Here is a 22,375-nt window from a genome sequence, read left to right on the forward strand (position 1 = left end):
GATTATTAAGGATTAAAACAAGATTACTCTGGTTTTTTATCTATCAATTTCGTTTCTTCTGGAGTAAACTCAGGAACAATAGCATAAGTTTCTACACCTGAAATAGCCATCTCATCCAAAATATCAACCAAATTACGGTAATTTGATTTTTTAGTTGGCTTAATAATAACTATAATTCCATTTTTAGGTTTCCCCAAAGCTGTAGAATAAGCTAATACTGCTTTTTTCTGAGTTAATAATTCTCTACGAATTCCGTCTTTACCATAGGCAATATCTTTAGGTCCAACTTTAGGAGTTGCAAGCAATCCCATGTAATAAACCATTTTGTTATCTGCACCTAGAATAACTGTCATCGTACGATTCTCATCTACTTTAGTGTCCTTGTTATCTTTCTCGTTAGGATCTTTATCTGGCAGAGACAAATCCATCGATTGAGGTTTTGACAACGATGTGGTTAACATAAAGAACGTGATCAATAAGAATGCCAAATCCACCATCGCAGTTAAATCGACTTTAGAATTCTGCTTTTTACTTCTTACTTTTCCACCTTTTCCGCCACCACCGTCGCCGGTATTTAATTCAGCCATTTTAGTGTATATTTTTTAAATTAAAAGTCTCTTCCTCTCGTACCTGTAACTAAGTTAAAGGAATTGATTTTCTGATCTTGTAAAATATCCATAATCTTTTTGATTTGTGGATACTGTTCTTTAGCATCACCTTTTATAGCAATTTTCAATTCTTTATCATCAAGATCAATTGCAGCTCTTCTTGAAATCAAGAGCCAGTCTTTTAATTGATTATCTAATGAATCGATTGGAACTCCAGGTTGATTTGCTTTTGTTCTATCAGCCGCTTTCATGTCGATGATTTGTTTCAAATTTGTTACTGGTACACCGAAGTCATCCATTAAAGCAAATTTAGTTTTATCATCTTCTGAAAAAGTCACACCGTATTTTGCGCCCATTCCTTCAAGAGTTCTTTTACGAATCTCTCTTCCTTTAATGTCGAAAAACACTTTGCTTTTCCCGTCAGCACCTTTTCCTACTGTAATAATTGCTAAATCAGAATCCGGCAATTTAGTTTGAGCAACAGAAGAAGGCATATCTACAGGAAGTGCTTCTGGCACTTTAGCAGTAGCGGTCAAAATAAAGAACGTAAGCAAAAGGAACGCAACATCACACATGGCAGTCATATCTGTCGATGTTGACTTTTTTTTCATTTTTATTTTAGCCATTATCTTTTATTTTATTTTGATATAATTAATTGTAATTAATACTAATCAAAAATTAATTATTGTTTCAAACTTCCTCTGAATCTTCTGTAAGTATTTACAATTGTAGTACCAGCCTCATCAATTGAGTAAGTTAAATCATCAATTTTAGCAGTAAAGAAGTTATAAGAAACGATCGCTAAGATTGAAGTAGAGATACCTGTTGCAGTGTTGATCAATGCCTCAGAAATACCTGTTGCAAGAGCAGCCTGGTCTGGAGTTCCAGCAGAAGCTAACGCACCAAACGCTTTAATCATCCCTGATACAGTTCCTAATAATCCTCCTAAAGTTCCTAATGATACTAAAGTAGAGATAATAGTCATATTTTTTTCTAACATTGGCATTTCTAATGAAGTTGCCTCTTCGATTTCTTTGTGGATTACTTCTGCAGCTTCCTCACTGTTGAAACCTTCTTTTTTAACATCTTGGTATTTTACCAAAGCAGATTTAATTGCATTTGCAACTGAACCTTGTTGTTTGTCACATGAAGCGATAGCAGCCTCGATGTTTCCTTCTTTGATGTTTCCTTGTACATTTTTCATAAATGCATCTAAGTTAGCTTTTCCAGCTGCTTTACCGATAACGATAAATCTTTCAATAGAAAACACAACAACCATTAAAAACATACCTAATAAAACTGGTACGATAAAACCTCCTTTGTATACTTGTCCTAATGTATTGATTGGGTGACCTGTTTCCGGATTACCTCCTTCGAAGTTAGAAGCATCTCCCATAATTACTTTCCAAATAAACACCCCAACTAAAATACACGCTACAATAATGATTCCTGTAATCATTCCTCCTCCATTTGAAGTGCTTTCTTTTTTAACTTTAACGTTTGCCATTTTTTTTAATTTTAATAGTTTTAAATAATTTTATTTTTTAGTTATATTTAACTTGTAGAGGAGCAAATTTATACGTTTAGTTTAAATAAAAAAACTTTTTTTAATTTAATTGAATGAAATTTAACGTCGATTTAAAAAATATCTCATTAAATTGCTGGCGTCATTTTTTAGATAAAACAAAAAACAAGGCGATTAATGGGAAAATTACAACGTTTTAGTAAATATTCAAACATTCCTTTGATATCTTCTTAAAAAGTTGCGAAATTATTTTTTATATTTTTTTCAATCAAAAAAAGCTTTTTCTTACTAAAAATAACGAAGCCAAAATGTTAAAAAATCGAGCAATACTCTTATAATCATCTAAATTACAAATAAAACATGAATAAAAAGGATAATTTCATTCAAGATATAAACAATGGTTACATGTCTAAAGGTGATAACATAATTCTGGGAGGGGCTATTTTTGACGGAGAGCCAATCGCAGAAGTTCATGTAAAAATCCCACTAAAAACGCTCAATCGCCACGGACTTATAGCAGGCGCAACCGGAACAGGGAAAACAAAAACGATACAGGTTTTTTCTGAGCAACTCTCAAATGCTGGAATTCCTGTTCTGATGATGGACATCAAAGGAGATTTTAGCGGAATTGCCAAAGAAGGAAAAGAGGAAGGATTTATTACAGAACGACATGCCAAAATAAACATACCTTATAATGTGGCTTCATTTCCTGTTGAATTAATGTCCCTCTCTAAACAAAATGGCGTTCGGTTAAGGGCCACGGTTTCTGAATTTGGGCCTGTTTTATTTTCCAGAATTTTAGATTTGAATGACACTCAGGCAGGTGTTGTCGCAGTAATTTTTAAATACTGTGACGACAATAATATGCCTTTACTTGATTTGAAAGATATCAAAAAAGTCATCAATTATATTACCGAAGAAGGCAAAGCAGAAATTTCAGCAAATTATGGCAAAATTTCGACTGCAACCACCGGAACTATTTTACGCAAAATAATAGAATTAGAACAACAGGGTGGCGATATCTTTTTTGGAGAATTATCTTTTGAAATTGATGACTTAATGCGAATCGACGAAAACGGAAAAGGATATGTAAACATTATCCGCCTGACCGATATTCAGGATAAACCTAAATTATTCTCTACCTTTATGTTGAGTTTATTAGCCGAAATTTACCAGAAAATGCCTGAAAAAGGAGATGTTGCCCAACCTGAACTGGTCATTTTTATAGATGAAGCGCATTTAATTTTTAATGAAGCCAGCAAAGCACTTTTAGACCAAATTGAAACGATTGTAAAACTGATCCGTTCTAAAGGCGTTGGTATATATTTCGTAACTCAAAATCCAATGGATGTGCCAAGTGGTGTTCTCGCTCAATTAGGATTAAAAATTCAGCATGCTTTAAGGGCTTTTACGGCAAATGACCGTCAGGCGATTAAAAAAACAGCTGATAATTATCCTACTTCACAATATTACAAAACAGATGAATTGTTAACCAGTTTAGGAATCGGAGAAGCCTTGGTAACTGCTCTAAACGAAAAAGGTATTCCAACACCGCTTGTTGCTACGATGATGCGTTCACCAATGAGCCGAATGGACGTTTTGACTTCAGATGAAATCGATGCAATTAACAACAAATCGAAATTGGTAAAAAAATACGAAGAAGAAATTGACCGCGAAAGCGCTTATGAAATCCTGAACAAAAAAATAGCCGATGCTGAACAAGCTTATACAGAGCAACAACAGCAAGCTCCTGCAAAATCTTCAAAAGCGGAACCGAGCACTACAAGTGTAGTAACAAAATCAGTCCTAAAAGTTTTAACGAGTGCTACTTTTATAAGAGGTGTTTTTGGTGTGTTATCAAAAATGTTTAAGAAGTAAATACAACAATATCAAAATTCAATGTCAATTACAATATCAATTTCGAATTTTAAATTGATCTTGTAATTGATTTTTGATATTGTATTGATTTTTATTTCTGTAACAACTCCAAAATCTTGTTTTCGACTTCAGGAGTGTTCCATATATTTTCAATATTATCAGTTCTTAAAACCTCTTCCATAATTCCGTTTTGAAAATCACCAATCGCCAGGGCTTCAGAATACGGACGATCACTAAAAGTTACACGACTGTAAAGCGGAATCCATTTATCAGGATGTTTGTCAGAGAATGCTTTTTCAATTTTCTTTTGTAATAAGAATTTCTCATCAGCAGTTTTGGTACTCATTTCCATGAAATTTCGATACGAAAGTTCTGCAATGGCATCAGCATTTGGTTTGCGTGAAATTTCATATTCAGAGAAAATCTTCTTCCACTCGTCTCCATACTTTTCGATCATTTCATCTAGAACAGTAATATCTTCAAAACCAGCATTCATCCCTTGTCCGTAAAACGGAACAATAGCGTGACAGGCATCTCCAATCAAAGCAATTTTATTTTCATACGTCCATGGAAAACACTTCATCGTTACTAAAGTACTCGTTGGGTTTTTGAAGAAATCCTCTGCCAATTTTGGAATTACTTCAATCGAATCCGGGAAGTTTTTCTCAAAGAAATCTTCGACCATTTTACGATCTGTTAGCGAAGCAAAAGAATTTCCTCCCTCAAATGGCATGAACAAAGTACAGGTAAAACTTCCGTCTAAATTAGGAAGCGCAATCAGCATGTATTCGCCGCGTGGCCAAATATGAAAAGAATTTTTATCCAGCTTATGAGTCGCATCAGCATTCGCCGGAATATTTAATTCCTTATAGCCCATATTCAAAAATTCCTGTGAATAATTGAACATACTCTGACGTTGCATTCTGTGACGGATTCTTGAAAAAGCACCATCGGCGCCAAAAACCATATCATATTTTTTCTCTTCCCACTCGCCTCTTTCGGTTTCGCCAATATGCAAAGTCGCATCGCTTAGCGTAACATCCCAGATTTTCTGCTCAAACAAAAATTCTGCTCCGGCTTGTTCTGCGAGATCAATCATTTTTCGGTTTAAAGCACCTCTCGAAATTGAATAAATTGACTCGCCTTCTTGTCCGTAATTCTGAAAATTGAGTTTGTCGACCAAATGAATCGCACGTTTGTCCATCGGGATCGCAATTTCACGAACCGATTCGCCAACGCCAACGCCATCAAGCGCTTTCCAGCCACGGTTAGACATTGCCAAATTTATAGAACGACCCGAAAAATTAATTTTACGAATATCAGGACTACGATCATAAACATGAACGGTGTGACCTGCTTTTTTGAGATAAATTGCCAATAGTGATCCTACCAATCCAGAACCTACAATAGCAATTTTTAGTGGAGTTTGCATCAAGAAAAATCTAAATATAAGATCGTAAAAATAAGTAATAATTATACAGGAGCTTTAAAATAAAGTAAATATTTATGATTTAATCGGGGCATGACGTGTAGAAAAAAACAGATTGGGTTCTTCATCACATCTTTTGTGACTAACAATAGCAACGCTCATTGCTACAAAAGGATGCCGTTCCTATCCGTTATGCCATACTTGTTTTCATAACAAAATTCTGTTTTTTAATGATTTATTAGAAACTCTAAAAGGAGTACTTTAGCAAAAAGAAATAATCTCACAAAATCGCGAAAGCGCAAAGTTTATTCACTTTATCTATCATTCCGAGGAGCAAGACACAAGTGATAGTGAAAAGACGAAGTAGATCTCCGCAAGTAACTCCGTTCTCAGCATTACCAATCTTTATAGAATTTCTTACGAAGATTCCTCGTTCCCCGGAATGACAAACAAGTACATTTAAATCATTACTTAAATACAAACTTTGCGTCTTTATGACTTTGTGACTAACATACCGCAAAAAAATGAAAAGCGAACTATTACAATCTGATATCATTTTAGAAAACGAAAGAGTTTTATTACTCCCATTCGAAAACGAAAGAAACACCGAACTCAAAGAAATTATTTTCGATGACGAAATCTGGCAATACATGGGAATGTACGTTCGAAATGATGTTGATTTCGAAAAGTATATCCAAAATACTCTAAAACAAAAAGCAGACGGAATTTGTTATCCTTTTTTAATAATTGACAAAGCAACCAATAAAGTTGCCGGAAGCACACGTTATGGATACCTCAATCACGCAAGTCAAAAATGTGAAATTGGCTGGACGTGGTACGGAAAAGATTTTCAGGGAACAGGCTTAAACAAAGCTTGTAAATATGAATTACTGAATTTTGGTTTCGAAAACATTCAATTTAAAAGAATGCAATTCAGTGCTGATCTTGAAAACAAAATATCTCAAAGAGCAATTGAAAAACTAGGCGCAGTAAAAGAGGGAATCTTTAGAAATAATTATATCGACTCTGAAGGGAAGAGTAAAGATGATGTTTATTATAGTGTGATTTTGGAAGAATGGGAAAATACTAAACGAGAATATTTTTCTGAGTTCAACAAGAATTCTATATTTTAGCCAAACATTAAATGAATAATTTCTTCAAAAACCAAACCTAAAACATGGAAACAATAAGCTTAGCGGTTTCTTTAATGTTGTTTGCATTTATTTGGTACATCACACTTGTCTATCCTCCAGCCCATAGAATTTTACGAAATAAAAAAACTTATAATTTATTTTTATATTTTTCAATTTTATCACCGATACTCTCTATAATTGCTTATAATAATGGAATGCTTCAAAATAGAAAAGAAACTTCTTTTTTATCTTTGTATTTTTTGATATTTCTTATAATGTATAAATATTTTGATAATTACATTTTAAAAAAGAATGGTCGAAATCTATATTTCAAAATAAAATATAATACTGTTTGGAATGATGAGGAATCTGATAAAACTACATCCATTGAAGAATGGTTTCAAATTTCATTAACCATTTTACCATTACTTTTGTGTTATTTTTTAAAATACATCATATTAGATATTATAATAAAAATTTACTTTTAATAAACCACAGACAGCAGACCAAAACCCATTAATTATTCCAAAATGAACCTATATTCAGAACATTACGTAAGTCAAAAAGCTGAAAGGTTTGTCAATAAAATTTGGTGTCTCGATAACAGCATCGGCGAAAGCCTGATCGAAAACAAACTCGTTTTACCCAATGGCTGTTTTAATCTGGCAATCGTAAGCGGGAATGCTATAGAAGTTCATACCAGTAAAGGCAAATACGAAATGAACGAAGGGCTTTACTTTTGTTCTCAAATGACGAATAAAGTTTTGGTTAATATTCAACCTAAAACTAAAGTTACCATCATTCAATTGCATACCTGGACACTTTCGATGTTTCCTCATTATGATTTGAGCAATTTTACAGATGCTATTATCAAAATTGCTGCCTCGGAATTGCCTTTTCAAACTAAAATTGCAACGGGTTTAAGTAGTGATATTTTAGAATTATTAAGTACTATTAATCATTATTTTGAAGAATTAAGTGCTTCACACCCCAACAAAAACGCAGTCGAAAAAATCTGCGAAATTATCAAACTTCAAAATGAAGAAATTACAGTTGCAGAAATTGGAAAAAATCTAAATTCTTCGCAAAGATCACTTCAGATCAAATTCAAAGCAGCTACCGGACTTACGATCAAAAATTATATCCAGATTCTGAAATTCAGAAAATCGGTCGATCAAATGGTCAATTCCGACTTAGAGAAATTAAAACTAACCGATGTTGCGCTTTATAACAAGTATTTTGATCAGTCACATTTTATCAAAAAATTCAAAGATGTGACGAAAACCACACCAAAAATGTTCAATTCGGATTCCTATTTTCTTTCTAAAAAAAGATAACATTTCGCATTTGTACAATTTTGTTACATTTGATTGCATTAATATTGCAAAATCATCAATCAATCAAATCAATCAAAAATGAAAATCAACAAATCATTTTTTCTGCTAAAAGCAATTTTAGTTGGAATACTGCTCTTCCAATTCCATATTGGGTTTTCTCAGGAAGAAAAAAACTCAGAGCTTTACAAAACCATAATGTCAAGAGACAGTCTTCTTTTTAAAGTTGGCTTTAATACTTGCGACGTTTCACAATTCGAAAATTTACTAAGCAACAATTTCGAGTTCTATCATGACCAGGACAGCATACAGGACAAAGCTTTATTTCTAAAGAACATTCGAAAAGGTTTATGTGGTTCTACCAAAACATATCAAGCCAGAAGAGATTTAGTAGAAGGCAGTACCGAAATTTATCCTTTAACTAAAAATGGTGTCTTATATGGTGCTTTGCAAATTGGAATTCATCAGTTCTTTGAACCTTCACCGGGAAAAAAAGACAAGTTTGGGAGTACCGCAAGATTCACCCATCTCTGGATACTGGAAAATGGAGTTTGGAAACTAAGAAGATCTTTAAGTTACGATCATCAGAATGTTAATACCGTAGGAACCAAATCAAGTCTTTTTGATAATGATTTGGAAATTGAAAAATGGCTGAAACAAAATAATGTTCCAACTCTGGGAATTGGTGTAATCAATAACGGAAAACTTCAGCAAATAAAAGTATTTGGTGAACTTCAAAAAGGAGTTACAGCGCCCTATAATACGATATGGAATGTTGCTTCCTTAACCAAACCGGTAACAGCAATAGTTGCTTTGAAACTGGCGAGTTCAGAAAAACTAAATTTAGACGAGCCGTTATATAAATACTGGGCAGATCCGGATATTGCAAATGATCCCAATACAAAACTTTTAACAGCAAGAATCATTTTAAGTCATCAGACCGGTTTCCCGAATTGGCGATACATGAACGAATCCGGTAAATTGGACTTTAAATTCAAACCTGGAACAAAATATCAATATTCCGGAGAAGGATTTGAATATTTAAGAAAAGCACTGGAAAAGAAATTCCATAAAACACTGGAGCAGTTAGCAGATGAATTAATTTTTAAACCGTTAAAAATGACGGATACCAAATTTACATGGAATGCTATTACTGATGCTTCAAGGTTTGCCACTGGATATGACAATAAAGGAAATGCATATGAGCCTGTAAAAAACAAAACCGCAAACGCTGCCGATGATTTATTAACGACGATTCAAGATTACGGTACCTTTTTATGCAGCGTAATGAATAGCGACGGACTAAGTAAAAAGGTATTTGACGATATGACATCGCATCAGGTTGAAACCAAGAAAAATAAATACTTTGGGCTTGGTTTCGAGATCTACGATTTAGGGAATAACAGTTATGCTTTATCGCATGGAGGAGCAGACAAAGGTGTTCAGACTATTGTTTTAATGTTGCCAAAAACGAAACAAGGCCTGATTATTTTTACCAATGTTGACGATGGCTACAAAGTCTATGAGAAAATAGTGAATCACTATTTGGGTGAAAACGGAAAAAAAATAGTTGAAATCGAAACGAAATAAAATGGATAATAACAAAAAAAAAAGTATGCCACCTATGGTAAATGTAATAGTGCTTTTTATTTTATTTTTAAGTAGAGAAGCAATCGCGCAAACTAACAGTCAAGATCTTAAAATGGATCTTCTAAAAACTGAAATCCTTAAAATGGACAGTTTACTTTTTGATGTTGCCTTCAATCAATGTGATGCTGCAAAATTTAAAAAAATAATAGCGGATGATGTTGAATTTTATGATGACCGTTTTGGCTTAAATACTTCTAAGGAAAATGAAATAAAGTCATTAAACGCAAAATGTGCGAGACCAGAAAAACTGACTAGAAAATTAAACTCTTGTACCATCGATAAACTTGGTGATTTTGGAGCCGTACAAATTGGTGAACATACTTTTTATATTGATGGAAAACCGGAAGGAACCGGTAAATTTATTCATATTTGGGAACGAAAAGATAAAGATTGGAAATTGAAACGAATTGTGAGCTACGAGCATAGACCTATTAAAAAATAGCAAATATGCCTTACTCGATATTAAGCTATTTGGAATAAATGAAAAAAACTGACTGATATTGAAACCTAATTGAAAGTTTGTCGTCTAACAAAAAGACGCCTATTTAATCGCATCAGATTATAAAGTTTCAATCATCAAATCAAAAATCGATTCATTAACCATAATTACTTAATCATCAATCATTATGAAAAAACCAATCAAACTAATTGTTCTCCCTCTTTTCCTCTTCTTTTTTGCCTTAAACATTTCTTTTGCTCAGGACAAAGCAAAACAAATTGAAGAACTGCTAAGCAAGTACAATCAATACGGTCAATTCAACGGGGCTGCATTAGTTGCCGAAAATGGAAAAGTTATTTTAAAAAAAGGATTTGGTTCTGCTAATATGGAATGGAATATTCCAAATCAGACCGACACAAAATTCCGATTAGGGTCTGTCACCAAACAATTTACAGCTTTCTTAATTGTAAAATTAGCGGAAGAAGGAAAAATCAAGCTGGACGTTCCTATCACCACTTATTTACCGGATTATCCAAAAGCAACCGGTGATAAAATAACTATTCATCATTTGCTTACACACACTTCCGGAATTCCAAATTATACGTCGTTTCCTAATTTCTTTAAGGATCAAAGCAGAAATCCTTACACTCCTGAAGAATTTGTAAAAACATTCTCGAGTTTACCTCTTGAATTTACACCTGGCGAAAAATTTAATTACAGTAATTCAGGATATTTTTTATTGGGATACATTATAGAAAAGATTTCAGGAAAAACATACGAGCAATATTTACAGGAAATCATCCTTACTCCACTAAAAATGGTTAATACAGGATATGACCATAGCGATATTATACTAAAAAACAGAGCTGCCGGTTATGAAAAAAGAGGAAAAAAAATCATCAACTCTCCTTATCTTGATATGAGTATTCCGTATGCGGCAGGTTCTTTGTACTCTACTGTAGAAGATCTTTATCTTTGGGATCAGGCCCTTTATACCAACCAATTGCTTTCATCAAAATCAATGGAATCTTTGTTTAAAGCTTATATCAGCGCCGGAAAAGGATCTTACGGATATGGCTGGTTTATTGAAGAAGCTGACAATGGTGCTGCAGGCAAAGTAAAAGTTACAGAACACGGCGGTGGAATTAATGGTTTTAACACGATCATTTATCGCATTCCGACAGATAAGAATCTAATTGTTTTACTGAATAATACAGGCGGAACTGTTTTAAACCAGATGAGTGAATCTATTCGTGCTATTTTATACCATCAGCCTTTTACTATGCCAAAAATGTCCCTGGCACTGGAACTGCTCGATGCATTCTCAGATAAAGGAATCACAGGTGGTTTAAATCTGTATAACAAACTTAAAAATGATCCTACTTATACTATTTTAGAAGGTGACATGAATAACGCCGGATATCAGTTACTACAAACAGGAAAAACAAAAGAAGCTCTTGAAGTTTTCAAAATAAATGCAGAAACGTATCCAAAATCAGGAAATGTTTATGATAGTTTAGGCGAAGCTTATTTGACAGATGGGAATAAAAAATTAGCAATTGTCAATTATAAAAAATCAGTTGAACTTAATCCAAAAAAAGAAGGTGCTAAAAAAGCACTTGAAGAACTTTTGAAAAAATAACACCTAAGAAAGACCAACGCTAAATAGCGGTAATCTTTATCCTACCAACTCCGATAGTCCTGATTAAAAACCAGAACTATCGGAGTTTTTTTATCTGAAAAATGTTTTTCCCATTCTATATTTAGTATAAAAAAACTATTTTAGCCCTGCCCAAAATAAGAATATTAAAATCCCAAACCAACCTGATTTACATCTCTTAAAGCTGTAAACACTATTTATTTAACCTATGAAAAAATTAAAGAAGCAACCTCTTTTAGTTTTATTACTATGTCTGTTTATCCCAACGCTTTGTATTTCTCAAACAGCTGCCAAAACAGTTCCAATGCCTACTCAACAAAACAAAATCATAATCGATAAAATTGTCGAAGCTGCACATTACAAAAACTATGTTGTCGATTTTTGCTTAGAAACCATTAACGAAGCTGCACTCAAAGAAAAATGGAATGACCAAAAAACAGTCGAAATAACAGAAAGTATTAATTATAAAAACTTTCGAGATGCTGTGTACAATATGTTCGCATTTTATAACGAAATAGAATTAGAAACGTTATTAAAAACATACCAACAAGATACCGCTTATCAAACTTCAAATGTTATGATTGCAAATGACGCTCTTGGTTATAATTTAGAGATATTTGCCAATGATATTGTTAGGGGGAAATATAAATAAAGGTTATGAGGGGCTAAGTTGCTAAGGTTCTAAGCTTTTTTTAGGAAGGTTCAGAGGGAGCAAAGGTTTCTTTAATACCGAAATTTTTGTCAAAGTTTTAAACTTTGACAAAAATTTATACAATTCAAAGCTATTTATATAAACTTTGCGCACTTTTGACAAAAAAACAACCCAAAAATCTTTGCGAATCTTTGCGTAAAAACTTTGCGCACTTTGCGGTAAAACCACACAAGCAAACACAAGCCTGAAACTTGAAACCTGAAACTCAAAACTAAGAAAACTACTCCTTCTTCGGTTTTAAAACCAATTTCGTTGATGTTTGTACAATCTCCTTTTTATTCAATTTCATTTTTCTGAATCTACCGGCGTTGTACATTTCCGCCTGATCGTCGTAATGTTTACTAAATGGATTTCCGGATTGTCCGGTTGGCAAAATACTCCAGCTGTTTTCGACATCAGAGAAATCAACAACTCTTCTGGTTGATGGGCCTCCTTTTACATAGTATTTGCCTTCTTTGTTAAACCCGAAGAATTGATTGTTTATTACTTCATTGGATCCCGGCGCTGCAAAAGGGCCTACATCAAAAAGTTTACGCAAAGCTGCTATTTTTCCTAGCGGATGCTCATGTTCTACCGTATGTACCTTTCCCCAGTTCCAATCGGCAATGTTATCTCCCAATTGTTCCTGAAGCGCTTTAACGGACTCATGAAATGATTTTGAAACGATCTCGCTTCTGGTTTCTTTTACATTTTTAGTTTTGATATTATCCCACCAAACTGAATTTTCATTTTCTATTTGTCTGGCAATAATTTGTTTTCCTAAAGATAATCCCAGAAATAAATTAAAATTATCCTCTCCCATTTCATCCTCAAAAGTATTTTTTAGATATAAATAAACCCATTTGTTGTAAATTGTCGGTGCCACATCTTCCAGATTATTGGTTCCCTTCCATGATTGCAAAACCGTAATCACTTCCTTTTCTTTTGCTGAAAGTGAAGCCGTATTTACATTCGAAATTAAACGCTGAACAACGCCCGGAGCAACCGGAGAAGTATTATCAAAAATCATTTTACTGATCGCTTCTTTATCCCAATCTGATTTTGCATCCATTAAACTAGAAATCCTTTTAGCACGATCTTCAGGTAAATAATATCCCGGATACAAATAGCCATCTATCGCTTCCGGCTGATTATTTGCGGAATATACATAGCCCCATTTTGGATTTTCGGCTGATGGATTTTTAGAAAAATCCAGATATTCCTTAATATCGTCCTTTCCACTGGCACCGTCTAAAATAAAAAAAGAATTCACTCCTTTATCATGTTTATAAAGAGTTCCTGTCGCCCACCATACTACATTTCCTTTTGCATCTCCGTACATAACATTCAGTCCCGGTGCTGCAACTAGCTGAACCGCTTTCCTAAAATCTTCTTTGCTTTTCGCATGCGAAAGTCCGTAAACGGCATCTAAAATCTGTATGGGCTGTTGGGTATAAATCCAGGACATGGCAATTGGTTTTTTTTTATCCAAACGTTCCAATAAATCATTCATAATTGGTCCGTGTCGGCTTGATTTAACCGTCAAAACTACATCTGAAGTGTCTTTTACTTTGATGGTTTTCTTTCTGGTTTCATAAGTTGCAAAACCTGTTGGTGTTTGATATTGTTTTGCATCTCCCACCTTATTTTTTTCCTGATAAAAATCGATATCATCATTTTCGAACATCGTTAATCCATAAGCATAATCGCGATTGTGCGCCAGTAACGGATACGGTGTTCCGGCCAAATAACAACCGTACAACTCAAACTCAGGCGTAATTAAATGAGCCTCATACCAGGTTGCCGGTTGTGAAAAACCAATATGCGGATCATTGGCAAAAATTACTTTTCCACTTTTGGTTTTCGTTGGTCCTGCAACCCAACTGTTACTTCCCACAAAAGGAGGAATTGGCGAATTATCCAGTAATGCTGCTACAGATTTTGCGATCGTAGTATATTCTTCAATATGTTCTTTAGAGCTTTTAATTTGTGTCGTATTAAACTCGCCTTCAATTCCTAAATCTTTCAAATATTCAGCTCCATATCTAATACGGATATCAGTCAATAACGGATCTGTTTTTTGAGCCATAGCAAAACTAAAAGACATGTATCCAAAAATATTATAAACGTCTTTTATCGTAAATTTCTCTTTCTTAACCCCAACCAAAGTAAACTCAATTGGCGTTGTTCCCTCTTCCAGATACTGATTAATTCCATCTAAATAAGCCATTGTCATTTTATAACTCTGACTGTTTTTGTCTAGCTTGGCTATTGCTTTCGCCGAAGCTTCCTCGATACCAATTCCGGAGAAAAACTTATCATTTTTGAGTGCAACAGATCCAAAGATTTCTGACAACCTTCCTGGTGCGATTCGACGAAGTAATTCCATTTGCCACAATCTTTCCTGCGCATGAACATAACCCAAAGCTGTCATCGCATCTTTTTCAGAATTAGCATAAATATGAGGCACACCAAAATCATCAAAATAAACTGTGGTCTCCTTCTCAAGATTTTTCAATTGAATTTCCCCTTCGTATTTGGGTTTCAAATGAAAAATATACGCACATAAACCTATTCCAAGAACAACAATCAAAACGAATAAAACCAGCAGAATTTTTTTAATTTTTCTCATATTCAAAAAAGTATAATGATAATGATTGGGTAATAATGTAAATTAAAGATGTAATCGTGTAAAAAACATCGCTTTTAAAAATCTAAATTTATGTATTTAAAATCAATATCATAAATGTCAATCTGTAAAAAAATAGCGATCGGTGTAATTTCTGTCTTCCTTTTTGTGATTTTACTCAATATTGGTCTTAATTATTGGATAAAAAAACAATTACCCATAATTGTTAACGAAAAAAACAAAACAGCCTACAACATTCACTATGAAAAAATTGAAGTTTCACTGATCTCCCGAAATATTAATGCCACGACATTATTAGTAAGTCCAAAAAATCAGCCAAAAGACAGCAAAAACGGGCTTTTCTGTAAAATAGAATCTATCACGATTAAACATTTTAATATCTGGGATTTGGCTTTTCATGATATTATTCAGGCCGAAAGTATTATTATCAATAAACCCCGTGTGATTCTTTATAAAAAAGGAGAAAAACTTTTGAATAACAGCAAAAGCATAAAAAATGAAATCATTGAACCTTTCCGCAAAATTGTTGCTGTTTCGAATATTTACCTCAATGAAGGAACAGTCGATGTGGTTTCATTAGATACCGACAAACCAATTCTTAGTGTTAAAAAAATCATTTTAAAGCTTGAAGGCATTTTACTTACGGATGCAACCCTGAAAGAAAAAATCCCAATGCGTTTTAATAAATACGTTTTGGTGTGCGATAGTTTATATTACAAACCAAGCGCCTTTTATCATCTGAATATTGGCCAGATAAGTACCGAAAATAATTTCCTGAAGGTTAAGAATTTTTCTTATTTACCTGAATTTAACCGTAAAGTATTTGTAAGTAAACTGGATAAAGAAAAAGATATTTATACTATTAAATTAGATTCGGCACACATTGAAAAAATGGATTGGGGATTTAAAAATGACCTCTTTTTCTTCAAAGCAAATTCGTTAATTGCCAATCATATCGATGCTAATATTTATCGCAATAAAATGCCAAAAGATGATTTGAGTAAAAAGTACCTGTACAATCATTTATTACGAAAAATTAAATTCCCACTCCAAATCGATACGATACAAATTCTAAAATCAAAACTGGTTTACGAGGAAGAAATTGATTTCTCGAAAGGTCCCGGAATTTTGAATTTTGATCGTTTTAATATGCAGGTCACGAATTTAAAAAGTGGTTTTGGCTATAAAAAAATGTCTGATGTAAAGATCAAAGTCAATTGCCTTTTCATGAAAACATCTCCTTTAGATGTTGACTGGAGTTTTAATGTCCTGGATCTAAAAGACAGTTTTCATATTCAGGGAACGATCGCAAATTTTAATGTTATGGCGATGGAACGATTTACAAAACCTTATATCAACACTACTTTTACGGGAAAATTTAATAAATATCATTTTAATTTTTACGGGAATGACAATACCGCAAAAGGAAATGCCACGCTTGATTATGAAGATTTAAAAGTAAAATTATTCAAAAAGAAACATCCTGAAAAAGAAGCCAAATTAAAATCAGCCGTTGTAAACTTATTACTAAAAAATGACTCTAACGACGAAACTAAAAAGGCGGATGTTGAGTTAGAACGCATTCAGGAAAAGTCATTTTATAATTTTCTTTGGAGAAGTATTGCAGAGTCTTTCAAGAAGATTTTGATTTAGTTTTTTCGCTTTGTTTCTGCCACGAATTTCTAATTGTTTTGATTTAAAAATAATTCGCTAAAATTCGTAAAATTCATGGCAACCCTTTTTCTTCATATCATTTTCAACTATTTTAAAACCTGACAATTATCAGGTTTTTTGAGGGTAATTTTTCCAACATTTGCTTTTATTTTTAATTTAAAAACAAATGACAAAGCCACCTTTACATACTTTTCATATTCCCGTAATGGGACTCGCCTATACAATCGACAGCCCTATTCGAGTGGCACAATATGGAATTTCATCTGTAGTTTCTATAGCTGATGATGATTTAATTGAAAAGATGCGTAATTTTTACAGCACCAAATTCAATCTTCCGTACGAAGAAATCAGTCAGAAATTTCATGATTACAGAGCGCAAAGAATTACATCTTACCTTAACCTGGTTGACAAAATTGTAAAAGAAAAATTCGATAATTTTAAAGCGGAATTAATCGAAAGCAAAACTGCAGTCGAAAATTATATTGCGATGTTATCCAATACTTCGGATATCAAAAAAGGTTTTCAAAGTCTATTAGATGATGGTATTTCTTTCAAAGAAAACATTCAAAAGTATATCGAATCCCATCTCTCACCGGGAGCAATCGATGTGAATATCATGACCAAACTGGATAAAGATAATTTCGAGAAAAACGAACCGCTTCCTATTGAATTTAACGATGCCCACGCGGCCTTAAGAGGTTTTGCCAATAGCAATCTTGAATCTTCGGTTGTGCTGTCTGCCGGTATGAATCCGAGATTGTTTAGCTATTTTGAAAACTTTTCAGATTTTTTTCCGAATCTTAATAATGAACTGAAAAAGAAAATCATTTTAAAAGTTAGTGATTTCAGATCTGCTATGATTCAGGGGAATTTTTTAGCGAAGAAAGGTCTTTGGGTTTCTGAATACCGAATTGAATCGGGATTAAATTGCGGAGGACATGCTTTTGCCACTGATGGCCTTCTGTTAGGACCAATATTAGAAGAGTTTAAACAAAAAAAAGATCAGCTTGTTCACTCCGCACATGAGCTGATGACAAAAGTGTTACAGCAAAAACAAATTCATGCACCTGAGAATCCCTTACCACTTAAAATCACCGTTCAGGGTGGTGTAGGAACTGCTGAAGAACATGAATTTTTACTAGAAAATTACAAAGTGGATTCTGTAGGATGGGGATCTCCGTTTTTATTGGTTCCTGAAGCAACTTCTGTAGACAAAGCTACCCGCGAATTATTAATGAATGCCAAAGAAGAAGATTTTTATTTAAGCCATATTTCGCCATTGGGAGTTCCGTTTAATACTTTGAGAGGAACTACAAATGAAATTTTAAGACAAAAAAGAATCGACCAAAATAAAGCCGGAAGTTCTTGCCCTAAGAAATTCTTAGCACTTAGCAAAGAATACGATCTCCACGGAATTTGTACTGCTTCGAAAAAATTTCAGGATCATAAACTTGCAGCATTAGAAAACGCAAAAGATACGATGTCATATCAGGATTTTGAAAAAGCAAAATTTGCTATTACTGAAAAATCTTGTTTGTGTGTGGGCTTAGCCAATGCCTCCTATTTAGAGAATGATATTAAAATAAAAGGACAAGCACAAGGAGTTATCATCTGTCCTGGGCCTAATATGGCGTATTTTGACCAAGAAGTTTCGTTGTCTGACATGGTTCGCCATATTTATGGAAACAAATCGATTCTAAGGACAAAAAACAGGCCAAACTTATTTGTAAAAGAATTAAAAATGTATGTGGATTATTTTAGAAATGAAATTGACAATATTTCAGGGGATATTACGAATGCACAACTAAAAAAATGGAACACCTTTAGGGCTAATATTCTGGAAGGAATCGAATATTACCAAAATTTATTATCGCCTGCTTTATACTTTAAAAATGATTTAAGCAAGATTAAAAAAGATTTGGATTTTTATAAATTAGAATTGGATGAAATCAAGATTCCAACTTTAGAGTTAGCTTAAAACACAAAACCCCGATTTATATTAAATCGGGGTTTATTTATATATAATAATTGTTTATTCTTTTTTCTTTTTGCTATCGATTACAGCACCGGTTCCGGTTCCTAAAGCAGCACCGGCTAAACCACCAATAATGGCACCTTCTCCTTTTTTCTTACTTACAATAGCTCCGGTTGCAGCACCAACTCCAGCACCAATTACGGCTCCTTTAGCAGTAGCACTCCATCCCTTTTTCTTTTTGGTAGTGGTTGTAGTGGCGGTTCCATCAGCTTGTTGTTGATGTACTACCACAACCTTTTGAGATTCTACTTTCTGCTGTTCTACTCTTTGCTGTTCTTTTAGGTTTGCCATTTCTGTTTTCATTGAATCAATAACTCTTTGTTTATTAATTTCAACCTTCATCGAATCAATGCTAGCTTGTTTTGCTTTATTCAATTCTTCTTTTCCCTGATTCTGACAAGAAACGATTGATAAGGCGGCGAATAATATATATAAGGCTTTCATGATTGTAGTTTTTAAATTATTACACTACAAATTAAAGAATATTCGTTTTGCTGAAGTTACATGATTTGACGTAAAGGTTACAGAATTTGAAGATCATGGCTAAAATTAGACGCAGATGAAACGGATTGCTATCGACACGGATTTAAAACGGATTTTTTTATGGGCAGAAAGTTTTCACGCAGATTTAAAAAGATTTAAACAGATCGTTTTTTAAGTTACAATCTAAAAAAATCTCGCAAGTCGCACTCCCGATAGCTATCGGGAGCAAAGTTTCTTTCTCATTTTATGTCATTTCGACGAAGGAGAAATTACACTAGAAGATCAACAAAGATTGAATTTTTCGTAGCGGAGTTACTTACGGAGATTTCTCCTTCGTCGAAATGACAAACAGCACAGTACTGTCTTTAATTAAAAACTTTGCGCTTTCGCCCTTGCGAGATTAATTAATTTTTATTTCGCTAAAATTCCTTTTTTCAGGATTTGCCCAAAGTCGTACATGTCTTCATAAGAACAATATAACGGAACAGGTGCCAGACGAATTACATTTGGTTCGCGCCAATCTGTTATAACTCCGTTTTTCATTAAATAATCGAATAAACTTCTTCCTTCTCCATGTAAAAAAACTGATAATTGAGAAGCTCTTTCTTCCGGATTTGAAGGTGTGATGATTTCGAAATTCCCTTTTACTTCTTTATCAATTTCATGCAAAATGAATTCTAAATATGCTGTGATTTGATCTCTCTTTTTGATTAAAACATCCATTCCAACTTCTGCAAACATTTCTACCGAAGCTAAATAAGGCGCTAAAGAAAGTACCGGTAAATTACTAATCTGCCAGCCATCAGCACCATGAACCGGATCGAAATTAGGCTCCATCTTAAAACGGCGTTCTTTATTATGTCCCCACCAGCCAGCAAATCGAGGTAAGTCAGGATTATTATGGTGTTTTTCATGTACAAAACAACCTGAAGCATTTCCAGGTCCTGAATTCATATATTTATAACTGCACCAGGCAGCGAAATCGACATTCCAATCGTGAAGTTCCAGTTTGATATTTCCGGCAGCGTGCGCCAAATCCCAACCTACTTTTGCTCCTGCTTTTTGTCCGGCTTCGGTGATTGTTTTAATATCAAAAACTTGTCCGGTATAGTAATTTACACCACCAATTAAAACCAAAGCCAGTTCATCTCCTACTTCTTCAATTTTTGCCAGAACATCTTCCAGACGAATATTATGTTCGCCTTTACGACGTTTGATCTCTACAATCGCGTCTTCTGTTTTATATCCATGAAAATGTACCTGACTCTGAAACATATACTGGTCCGAAGGAAATGCTTTTTCCTCGCAGATTATCTTATAGCGCTTTCCTTTTGGCTGATAAAAAGAAACCATCAATAAATGAAGATTTACCGTTAAGGTATTCATCACTGTAACTTCCGATGGTAAGGCGCCCACAATTTTACTCAAAGGCGCTGCAAATCTTTCCTGATAATCCCACCAGGGTTTTTGAGCATAAAAATGACCTTCGACAGCAAGATCTGCCCAATCGTTCATTACTTCATCAATATATGCTTTTGTTCTTTTTGGTTGTAATCCTAAAGAGTTTCCAGTAAAATAAATAACGCGTTTGTCATTTACTTTCGGAAAAATAAATTGATCCTGATATTGATTTAAAGTATCCTCTGAGTCCAGTTGTTTTGCGAATTCGCGTGTATTTTGAAAAGTCATTGTATTTGTTTTGAGTCGTAAAAATAGGAAATAGTTTTTTTGTTTCAAGTTTCAGGTTTCAAGTTTAACGTTCTCCAAAGCCTGAAACCTGAAACTTGAAACAAAAAAAAAAACCCGTCATCACTGACAGGTTTTATATTTCATTCTAAATATCTCATTAGATAATCAGCATCGCATCTCCGTAAGAATAGAATTTGTATTCTTCTTTGATTGCTTCTTCGTATGCTCTTTTCATTAAATCATGACCACAGAAAGCAGAAATCATCATTAATAATGTTGATTTTGGTGTGTGGAAATTGGTAATCATACAATTTGCAATACTAAAATCGTGAGGAGGGAAAATAAATTTATTTGTCCATCCTTCATAAGGATTTAAAGTATTTTGAGATGAAACTGAACTTTCGATAGCACGCATAGAAGTTGTTCCTACAGCACAAATACGTTTTTTAGCTAATTTAGCAGCATTTACGATATCACAAGCTTCTTGTTTGATGATCAATTCTTCAGAATCCATTTTGTGTTTTGACAAATCTTCTACCTCAACCGGATTAAAAGTTCCTAAACCAACGTGAAGTGTAACTTCAGCAAAATTTACTCCTTTGATTTCTAATTTTTTCAAAAGGTGTTTTGAGAAGTGTAAACCTGCAGTTGGTGCAGCTACAGCTCCTTCTTCTTTTGCGTAAATAGTTTGGTATCTTTCAGCATCCTCAGGAGTTACTTCTCTGTTGATGTATTTAGGAATTGGAGTTTCTCCAAGTTCTGTTAATTTATTTCTGAATTCTTCGTAAGAACCGTCATATAAAAAACGTAAAGTTCTACCACGAGAAGTCGTGTTGTCGATTACCTCAGCAACTAATGAATCGTCATCACCAAAGTAAAGTTTGTTTCCGATACGGATTTTTCTAGCCGGATCAACCAAAACGTCCCAAAGACGTTGCTCAGAATTTAATTCTCTTAATAAGAAAACTTCAATTCTTGCTCCTGTTTTTTCTTTGTTTCCGTACAAACGTGCAGGGAAAACTTTTGTATTGTTAAGAATCAAAACGTCACCGTCATCAAAATAATTGATAACATCTTTAAACATTTTGTGCTCTATAGTTTGTTTTTGACGATCGATTACCATTAAACGAGATTCGTCTCTGTTTTCTGCCGGGAATTCTGCTAAAAGTTCTTTCGGTAAATTAAATTGAAAATGTGATAATTTCATTTGAGAAAGTTATGAGTTATAGATTTCGATCAGGATTATTTGAAGACCTGATTTTTAATCGTGTGCAAATATACGATTGTGAGATAGGCGTTGTCAAGTGTTTTGATGTTTATTTTCAAAAGTCGTTGATTTGCTGCTGTTTGATAGTAATTAAAAATGAAGTTTTTGTATATTTTTTAACATATAAGAAATATAATTGCATTTTACTTCGATTCTGCAAAAAATTATTGGTGTTTTTATTTAGCTAAAGCCGAGAAGTTTGCGCATAAAAAAACCTCCAGTTTTAACTG

Annotated in this window: 18 protein-coding genes; 10 read left to right on the forward strand and 8 right to left on the reverse strand. The window is 33.7% G+C overall.

Features of this window, described 5'->3' with window-relative positions; genetic code table 11:
* Positions 1 to 23: 23 nt before the first annotated feature.
* From ACQY44_RS16820 to ACQY44_RS16830, 3 genes are read right to left on the reverse strand one after another with little or no spacing between them, the layout of a single operon-like run.
* Positions 24 to 587, reverse strand: coding sequence for an ExbD/TolR family protein (locus ACQY44_RS16820; protein WP_428231457.1), 564 nt, complete (start codon positions 585 to 587; stop codon positions 24 to 26).
* A 20-nt stretch (positions 588 to 607) separates the two neighbouring features.
* Positions 608 to 1,234: an ExbD/TolR family protein gene (locus tag ACQY44_RS16825; RefSeq protein ID WP_428231458.1), complete on the reverse strand. Its 627-nt coding sequence runs from the start codon at positions 1,232 to 1,234 to the stop codon at positions 608 to 610.
* A 56-nt stretch (positions 1,235 to 1,290) separates the two neighbouring features.
* Complete coding sequence (locus tag ACQY44_RS16830) at positions 1,291 to 2,115, reverse strand: MotA/TolQ/ExbB proton channel family protein (protein WP_428231459.1); 825 nt, start codon at positions 2,113 to 2,115, stop codon at positions 1,291 to 1,293.
* 378 nt (positions 2,116 to 2,493) lie between these two features.
* Here ACQY44_RS16830 and ACQY44_RS16835 point away from each other — a divergent pair, with 378 nt between their 5' ends.
* A complete protein-coding gene (locus ACQY44_RS16835) occupies positions 2,494 to 4,011 on the forward strand; it encodes a helicase HerA-like domain-containing protein (protein WP_428231460.1) in 1,518 nt (505 codons plus the stop codon).
* 91 nt (positions 4,012 to 4,102) lie between these two features.
* Here ACQY44_RS16835 and ACQY44_RS16840 read toward each other — a convergent pair whose 3' ends face one another.
* Entirely contained in the window at positions 4,103 to 5,443 is a 1,341-nt protein-coding gene (locus ACQY44_RS16840) for an FAD-dependent oxidoreductase (RefSeq protein WP_428231461.1), read from the reverse strand.
* Positions 5,444 to 5,964: 521 nt separating this feature from the next.
* Here ACQY44_RS16840 and ACQY44_RS16845 point away from each other — a divergent pair.
* The 7 genes from ACQY44_RS16845 to ACQY44_RS16875 all read left to right on the forward strand — a co-directional run bounded on the left by ACQY44_RS16845 (position 5,965) and on the right by ACQY44_RS16875 (position 12,308).
* Complete coding sequence (locus ACQY44_RS16845; protein WP_428231462.1) at positions 5,965 to 6,573, forward strand: GNAT family N-acetyltransferase; 609 nt, start codon at positions 5,965 to 5,967, stop codon at positions 6,571 to 6,573.
* 44 nt (positions 6,574 to 6,617) lie between these two features.
* Positions 6,618 to 7,061 carry a hypothetical protein gene (locus tag ACQY44_RS16850; protein WP_428231463.1) on the forward strand — a complete coding sequence of 148 codons (444 nt, stop codon included), beginning with the start codon at positions 6,618 to 6,620 and terminating at the stop codon, positions 7,059 to 7,061.
* Between the two features lie 42 nt (positions 7,062 to 7,103).
* Positions 7,104 to 7,910, forward strand: a complete 807-nt coding sequence (locus ACQY44_RS16855) for a helix-turn-helix domain-containing protein (RefSeq protein ID WP_428231464.1) — start codon at positions 7,104 to 7,106, stop codon at positions 7,908 to 7,910.
* Between the two features lie 78 nt (positions 7,911 to 7,988).
* Positions 7,989 to 9,497 (forward strand): serine hydrolase, encoded by a 1,509-nt coding sequence (locus ACQY44_RS16860; RefSeq protein ID WP_428231465.1) that lies wholly within the window; start codon positions 7,989 to 7,991, stop codon positions 9,495 to 9,497.
* Between the two features lies 1 nt (position 9,498).
* The gene (locus tag ACQY44_RS16865) at positions 9,499 to 9,999 is read left to right on the forward strand and encodes a nuclear transport factor 2 family protein (RefSeq protein ID WP_428231466.1); all 501 of its coding nucleotides are present in this window, start codon (positions 9,499 to 9,501) and stop codon (positions 9,997 to 9,999) included.
* Positions 10,000 to 10,183: 184 nt separating this feature from the next.
* Positions 10,184 to 11,638, forward strand: a complete 1,455-nt coding sequence (locus tag ACQY44_RS16870) for a serine hydrolase (protein ID WP_428231467.1) — start codon at positions 10,184 to 10,186, stop codon at positions 11,636 to 11,638.
* Positions 11,639 to 11,864: 226 nt separating this feature from the next.
* A complete protein-coding gene (locus ACQY44_RS16875) occupies positions 11,865 to 12,308 on the forward strand; it encodes a hypothetical protein (protein ID WP_428231468.1) in 444 nt (147 codons plus the stop codon).
* A gap of 280 nt (positions 12,309 to 12,588) precedes the next feature.
* On the opposite strand, the gene ACQY44_RS16880 is transcribed toward ACQY44_RS16875, so the two are convergent.
* A complete protein-coding gene (locus tag ACQY44_RS16880; protein ID WP_428231469.1) occupies positions 12,589 to 14,979 on the reverse strand; it encodes a penicillin acylase family protein in 2,391 nt (796 codons plus the stop codon).
* Between the two features lie 114 nt (positions 14,980 to 15,093).
* Here ACQY44_RS16880 and ACQY44_RS16885 point away from each other — a divergent pair, with 114 nt between their 5' ends.
* Together ACQY44_RS16885 and ACQY44_RS16890 are read left to right on the forward strand one after the other, a co-directional pair.
* Positions 15,094 to 16,650, forward strand: coding sequence for a hypothetical protein (locus tag ACQY44_RS16885; RefSeq protein WP_428231470.1), 1,557 nt, complete (start codon positions 15,094 to 15,096; stop codon positions 16,648 to 16,650).
* Positions 16,651 to 16,837: 187 nt separating this feature from the next.
* Positions 16,838 to 18,649, forward strand: a complete 1,812-nt coding sequence (locus tag ACQY44_RS16890; protein ID WP_428231471.1) for a hypothetical protein — start codon at positions 16,838 to 16,840, stop codon at positions 18,647 to 18,649.
* A 54-nt stretch (positions 18,650 to 18,703) separates the two neighbouring features.
* Here the strand turns inward: ACQY44_RS16890 and ACQY44_RS16895 are convergent, their stop codons facing one another.
* The 3 genes from ACQY44_RS16895 to queA all read right to left on the reverse strand — a co-directional run bounded on the left by ACQY44_RS16895 (position 18,704) and on the right by queA (position 22,085).
* The gene (locus ACQY44_RS16895; protein WP_428231472.1) at positions 18,704 to 19,150 is read right to left on the reverse strand and encodes a YMGG-like glycine zipper-containing protein; all 447 of its coding nucleotides are present in this window, start codon (positions 19,148 to 19,150) and stop codon (positions 18,704 to 18,706) included.
* Between the two features lie 450 nt (positions 19,151 to 19,600).
* On the reverse strand, positions 19,601 to 20,878 hold the full coding sequence (gene kynU / locus ACQY44_RS16900; protein ID WP_428231473.1) for a kynureninase: 1,278 nt from the start codon (positions 20,876 to 20,878) through the stop codon (positions 19,601 to 19,603).
* A 157-nt stretch (positions 20,879 to 21,035) separates the two neighbouring features.
* Complete coding sequence (queA, locus tag ACQY44_RS16905) at positions 21,036 to 22,085, reverse strand: tRNA preQ1(34) S-adenosylmethionine ribosyltransferase-isomerase QueA (protein ID WP_428231474.1); 1,050 nt, start codon at positions 22,083 to 22,085, stop codon at positions 21,036 to 21,038.
* Positions 22,086 to 22,375: the final 290 nt, after the last annotated feature.

The organism is Flavobacterium sp. (assembly GCF_965277525.1).
In the GTDB taxonomy this organism is placed as follows: Bacteria; Bacteroidota; Bacteroidia; order Flavobacteriales; family Flavobacteriaceae; genus Flavobacterium.